The organism is Parvimonas sp. D2, from assembly GCF_035282635.1.
GTDB lineage: Bacteria > Bacillota > Clostridia > Tissierellales > Peptoniphilaceae > Parvimonas.
This window is the reverse complement of sequence record NZ_JAYKBO010000009.1, coordinates 1-3,202: the sequence shown is the minus strand read 5'-3', so window position 1 is coordinate 3,202 and position 3,202 is coordinate 1. Positions and strand designations below refer to the sequence as shown.

Genomic DNA, 3,202 nt, shown 5'->3' with positions numbered 1-3,202 from the left:
AGAAACCTGACAATTAAAGAGAAATATATTTCTGGTCAAGCGACCAAGGGCATAAGGTGAATGCCTTGGCACTGAGAGCCGAAGAAGGACGTGACAAGCTGCGAAAAGTCTCGGGGAGGAGCAAATATCCTGTGATCCGGGAATGTCCGAATGGGGAAACCCACTTGAGCAAACCTCAAGTATCTTGTTGTGAATACATAGCAACAAGAGGGAAAAGTTGGTGAACTGAAACATCTAAGTAGCCAGACGAAAAGAAAGAAAAAATTCGATTTTCAAAGTAGCGGCGAGCGAAATGGAAAGAGCCCAAATTAAGTTAAGGAAGAAGAAAGATAGTTGAATGGTCTGGGAAGATCAACCGAAGAAAGTGAAAGTCTTGTAAACGAAATCAGACTAATTCTGACTTAGAAAGAGTAGCATGGGACACGAGAAATCCTGTGTGAATATGGGGGGACCACCCCCTAAGGCTAAATACTACTCAGTGACCGATAGAGAATAGTACCGTGAGGGAAAGGTGAAAAGAACCCCGGGAGGGGAGTGAAATAGAACCTGAAACCTTATGCCTACAAGCAGATAGAGTCTTATAGAGAGATGATATCGTACTTTTTGTAGAACGGGCCAGCGAGTTATGGTGTGCGGCAAGGTTAAGTAATGAAGTTACGGAGCCGTAGGGAAACCGAGTCTGAATAGGGCGAAATAAGTCGTATGCCATAGACCCGAAACCAGGTGATCTATCCATGAGCAGGTTGAAGTGAAAGTAAAATTTCATGGAGGACCGAACCGGGTAGCGTTTAAAAGCTATCGGATGACTTGTGGATAGGGGTGAAAAGCCAATCGAACTTGGAGATAGCTGGTTCTCCTCGAAATAGCTTTAGGGCTAGCCTCAATTTAGTTTACAGGGGGTAGAGCACTGAATACCGTAGGGGTGTTAGACATTACCGAAAGTTATCAAACTGCGAATACCTGATAAATGATGATTGGGAGTCAGACTATGTGGGATAAGCTTCATAGTCAAAAGGGAAAGAGCCCAGACCACCAGCTAAGGTCCCTAAATATAGATTAAGTGGTAAAGGATGTTTTACTACTTAGACAACCAGGATGTTGGCTTAGAAGCAGCCATACATTTAAAGAGTGCGTAATAGCTCACTGGTCAAGTGGTAGAGCGCCGAAAATGAACGGGGCTAAAATCTAATACCGAAGCTGTGGACTAATAAAATTAGTGGTAGAGGAGCATTGTGTAAGGGGTGAAGCTAAGTTGGAAGACGAAGTGGACTTTACAGAAGAGAGAATGCTGGCATGAGTAGCGAAAAGGAGGGTGAGAATCCCTCCCGTCGAAAGCCTAAGGATTCCTGAGGAAGGCTCGTCCTCTCAGGGTAAGTCGGGACCTAAGCCCAGGCTGAAAAGCGTAAGCGATGGACAACAGGTTGAGATTCCTGTACTATCTTTGAATGTTTGAGAGAAGTACTGACGCAGGAGGATATGTTGAGCGTGTGAATGGTAGAGCACGTCTAAGCAAGTAGGTAGAGAATAGAGGCAAATCCCTATTCTTAATATCGAGATGTGATGGGGAGCGAAAAATAAGTAGTGAAGCAACAGATTCCAAACTGCCAAGAAAAGGTACTATTGAGTGAGAAGATACCCGTACCAAAACCGACACAGGTAGGCAAGGAGAGAATCCTAAGACGCGCGGAAGAACCTTTGTTAAGGAACTCGGCAAAATGACCCCGTAACTTCGGGAGAAGGGGTACCATTAGATGTGAGATACTTGCGTATGGAGCATAGAGTGGTCGCAGAGAATAGGCCCAAGCAACTGTTTACCAAAAACACAAGTCTCTGCTAAATCGAAAGATGAAGTATAGGGGCTGACACCTGCCCGGTGCTGGAAGGTTAAGGGGAAATGTTAGAGCAATCGAAGCATAGAACTTAAGCCCCAGTAAACGGCGGCCGTAACTATAACGGTCCTAAGGTAGCGAAATTCCTTGTCGGGTAAGTTCCGACCCGCACGAAAGGTGTAATGATTTGGGCACTGTCTCAACAAAGGATCCGGTGAAATTGTAGTAGTCGTGAAGATGCGACTTACCCACGATAGGACGGAAAGACCCCGTGGAGCTTTACTGTAGGCTGGCATTGGAATTTGGTATTAAATGTACAGGATAGGTGGGAGACTATGAAACGAGAGCGCCAGTTTTCGTGGAGTCACTGTTGGGATACCACTCTTTTGATACTAAATTTCTAACTTGATACTCTGAAGCGAGTATAAGGACACTGTCAGTTGGGCAGTTTGACTGGGGCGGTCGCCTCCTAAAGAGTAACGGAGGCGTTCAAAGGTTCCCTCAGAATGGATGGAAATCATTCAAAGAGTGCAAAGGCAAAAGGGAGCTTAACTGCGACACCAACAAGTGGAGCAGATAGGAAACTAGGACTTAGTGATCCGGTGGTACCGAGTGGAAGGGCCATCGCTCAACGGATAAAAGCTACCCCGGGGATAACAGGCTTATCTCCCCCAAGAGTTCACATCGACGGGGAGGTTTGGCACCTCGATGTCGGCTCGTCTCATCCTGGGGCTGGAGTAGGTCCCAAGGGTTGGGCTGTTCGCCCATTAAAGAGGCACGCGAGCTGGGTTCAGAACGTCGTGAGACAGTTCGGTCCCTATCCATCGTGGGCGAAGGAAATTTGAGAGGAGCTGTCCTTAGTACGAGAGGACCGGGATGGACAGACCGCTGGTGTATCAGTTATCATGCCAATGGTAATGCTGAATAGCTAAGTCTGGAAGGGATAAGTGCTGAAGGCATCTAAGCACGAAGCCCCCCTCAAGATGAGATTTCCTGTTGCAGCAATGCAAGAGAGATTCGATACAGAAAATGTCGTAGATAGGTCAGAGGTGTAAAGGTGGCAACATCAAAGCTAACTGATACTAATAAATCGAAAGCTTGACCAGAAATATATACTCTTTAGTTGTAAGGGTTTTAAACAGAAATATATTGAAAGAAAAAGAAAAAGTAAACAAGTATGGCTGTAAGGCTTAAGAGGCTACTCTGTTCCCATCTCGAACACAGAAGTTCATGACCTAACAGCAATCTATGATTGCGTCGTAGGTCAGATACTAAGAAACTCCATTTGTGAAACAAATGGTAAGTTTCGACAGTGAAAGCTCAGAGCTTAACGGCAAAGAAAAGTAAATAAACAAGTATGGCTGTGATGGCTA

1 rRNA gene is annotated in these 3,202 nt (G+C 45.5%); it reads left to right on the top strand.

Annotation, left to right across the window (positions count from 1 at the left end):
* Positions 1-33 precede the first annotated feature (33 nt).
* Positions 34-2,935: ribosomal RNA gene (locus tag VJI77_RS07355) — 23S ribosomal RNA — on the top strand.
* Positions 2,936-3,202: the final 267 nt, after the last annotated feature.